General features: G+C 56.6%; 2 tRNA genes and 2 rRNA genes (1 of these 4 cut by a window edge). All 4 read right to left on the reverse strand.

The features are described 5' to 3' along the window. A 23S ribosomal RNA gene (locus VB672_RS22510) occupies positions 1 to 831 on the reverse strand (it extends 1,979 nt beyond the left edge of the window). A 251-nt stretch (positions 832 to 1,082) separates the two neighbouring features. Further along, positions 1,083 to 1,158, reverse strand: a tRNA-Ala gene (locus VB672_RS22515). A gap of 167 nt (positions 1,159 to 1,325) precedes the next feature. Then, positions 1,326 to 1,402, reverse strand: a tRNA-Ile gene (locus VB672_RS22520). 151 nt (positions 1,403 to 1,553) lie between these two features. Beyond that, positions 1,554 to 3,040: ribosomal RNA gene (locus tag VB672_RS22525) — 16S ribosomal RNA — on the reverse strand. The 16S and 23S rRNA genes sit together here with 2 tRNA genes alongside, the layout of an rRNA operon. Positions 3,041 to 3,233: the final 193 nt, after the last annotated feature.

The following is a 3,233-nucleotide window of genomic DNA, read 5'->3' on the forward strand; positions in this document are numbered from 1 at the left end:
CTTTCACCCCTAGCCACAAGTCATCCGAGACTTTTTCAACAGGCACCGGTTCGGTCCTCCAGTGCGTGTTACCGCACCTTCAACCTGCTCATGGCTAGATCACCCGGTTTCGGGTCTAAAGCAACGAACTCAAACGCCCTGTTCAGACTCGCTTTCGCTGCGCCTCCACCTATCGGCTTAAGCTTGCTCGTTACTTTAAGTCGCTGACCCATTATACAAAAGGTACGCCGTCACCCAGGACGAACCTTGGGCTCCGACTGTTTGTAAGCATCCGGTTTCAGGAACTGTTTCACTCCCCTCGTCGGGGTGCTTTTCACCTTTCCCTCACGGTACTGGTTCACTATCGGTCGCTGAGGAGTACTTAGGCTTGGAGGGTGGTCCCCCCATGTTCAGACAGGATTGCACGTGTCCCGCCTTACTCAAATCCAACAATCACCCTGTCCTATACGGGGCTATCACCCATCATGCCCGCCTTTCCAGACGGTTCTAGTGAAGATCATGTTGGCATTGGCCTGGTCCGCGTTCGCTCGCCACTACTAACGGAGTCTCGTTTGATGTCCTTTCCTCCGGGTACTTAGATGTTTCAGTTCCCCGGGTTCGCCTTAAACCCCTATTCATTCAGGGCCTAATCCCTTCATCTGACCCCTCGTAGTGCCAACGCAAGAGGATCTCCTGCACTGACAATACAAAGGGTCGAAGGGGGGTTTCCCCATTCGGAGATCCTTGGATCAAAGCTCGTTCGCAGCTCCCCAAGGCTTATCGCAGCGTACCACGTCCTTCATCGCCTCTCAGCGCCAAGGCATCCACCAGATGCTCTTACGACACTTGATTACTCTCATGATCAATGTCCGCTCGGCAAAGACCGGACCTGACCAAAAAAGAAAGACCTGTCTTCGGATTGCTCCAAAGACATGTTTTGCTTGCCAAGCATATCCGGCGCACACGGCTGCGGGCCGTGGCTGGTTCGCAGGACTAGGTTGCCTGCTGGCCGAATATGCCGCCTCTTTACGATTTCAAACATCCGCGCTCACCCCAACAGGGCAGGGCACGAACCTCTTTGACTTCCGGATCATCAAGATAAGTGGTGGAGCCTGTCGGGATCGAACCGACGACCTGAAGCTTGCAAAGCTACCGCTCTCCCAGCTGAGCTAAGGCCCCGTTGTTGCTTGGCCTCAGGCGCCGGCGGGAACGTCCGTTCCCTTGGCTGCCCCGCGCATCAGCGCGGACGCCCGGTCGGGCTTGCGACGCTGCGCGTCGGACCCGCGCCACCTTCTTGCGAAGGCCGACCGGCCGCCGGCGACGGTTCGCCGAACCCCAAGACAAGATGGTGGGCCTGGGACGACTCGAACGTCCGACCTCACCCTTATCAGGGGTGCGCTCTAACCACCTGAGCTACAGGCCCCAGTCGCGCCAACAGGCGCGCCCGATGTATCCGGAATTGAGAAGAGAAGCGAAGACGGCAGCGTCCCGCAAAACAGGGTCTGACTGACCCTTATTGTTCCAAGCGATCCGATAGAGGAGGCGAATGCCTTCTCATAAGAGATCGTCCTTAGAAAGGAGGTGATCCAGCCGCAGGTTCCCCTACGGCTACCTTGTTACGACTTCACCCCAGTCGCTGACCCTACCGTGGTCGCCTGCCTCCTTGCGGTTGGCGCAGCGCCGTCGGGTAAGACCAACTCCCATGGTGTGACGGGCGGTGTGTACAAGGCCCGGGAACGTATTCACCGTGGCGTTCTGATCCACGATTACTAGCGATTCCGCCTTCATGCACTCGAGTTGCAGAGTGCAATCCGAACTGAGACGGCTTTTGAGGATTAGCTCCCCCTCGCGGGTTCGCTGCCCTTTGTCACCGCCATTGTAGCACGTGTGTAGCCCAGCCCGTAAGGGCCATGAGGACTTGACGTCATCCCCACCTTCCTCGCGGCTTATCACCGGCAGTCCCCTTAGAGTGCCCAACTGAATGATGGCAACTAAGGGCGAGGGTTGCGCTCGTTGCGGGACTTAACCCAACATCTCACGACACGAGCTGACGACAGCCATGCAGCACCTGTGTTCCCGCCAGCCGAACTGAAGGACCCTGTCTCCAGGGCCCAGACGGGACATGTCAAAGGCTGGTAAGGTTCTGCGCGTTGCTTCGAATTAAACCACATGCTCCACCGCTTGTGCGGGCCCCCGTCAATTCCTTTGAGTTTTAATCTTGCGACCGTACTCCCCAGGCGGAATGCTTAAAGCGTTAGCTGCGCCACTGACGAGCAAGCTCGCCAACGGCTGGCATTCATCGTTTACGGCGTGGACTACCAGGGTATCTAATCCTGTTTGCTCCCCACGCTTTCGCGCCTCAGCGTCAGAACCGGACCAGTCAGCCGCCTTCGCCACTGGTGTTCTTGCGAATATCTACGAATTTCACCTCTACACTCGCAGTTCCACTAACCTCTTCCGGTCTCAAGCCATGCAGTATCGAAGGCAATTCTGTGGTTGAGCCACAGGCTTTCACCCCCGACTTACAAAGCCGCCTACGCGCCCTTTACGCCCAGTGATTCCGAACAACGCTAGCCCCCTTCGTATTACCGCGGCTGCTGGCACGAAGTTAGCCGGGGCTTCTTCTGCGGGTACCGTCATTATCGTCCCCGCTGAAAGAGCTTTACAACCCTAAGGCCTTCATCACTCACGCGGCATGGCTGGATCAGGCTTGCGCCCATTGTCCAATATTCCCCACTGCTGCCTCCCGTAGGAGTTTGGGCCGTGTCTCAGTCCCAATGTGGCTGATCATCCTCTCAGACCAGCTACTGATCGTCGCCTTGGTGAGCCATTACCTCACCAACCAGCTAATCAGACGCGGGCCGATCCTTCAGCGATCAATCTTTCCCCTTTCGGGCGTATCCGGTATTAGCCCAAGTTTCCCTGGGTTATTCCGAACTGAAGGGCACGTTCCCACGCGTTACTCACCCGTCTGCCACTCACCCCGAAGGATGCGTTCGACTTGCATGTGTTAAGCCTGCCGCCAGCGTTCGTTCTGAGCCAGGATCAAACTCTCAAGTTGGATAAGAATTTGATCTCGACTATCGTCACTACACTTGAATTGACAGAGCACCTCCATCTCCAGGTTGCCCCGGAAAACGGTGTACTCACCAAAGCATAGATCAGGTCGATATTCTCACAGCGATTGTTGCCAATCGCCCGCAAGGACACCGCCGCCTACGCTTCTCTTCCCTCTCAACAATGTCAAAGAACAA

It is taken from the genome of Microvirga sp. CF3016 (genome assembly GCF_036314085.1).
Classification (GTDB): domain Bacteria; phylum Pseudomonadota; class Alphaproteobacteria; order Rhizobiales; family Beijerinckiaceae; genus Microvirga.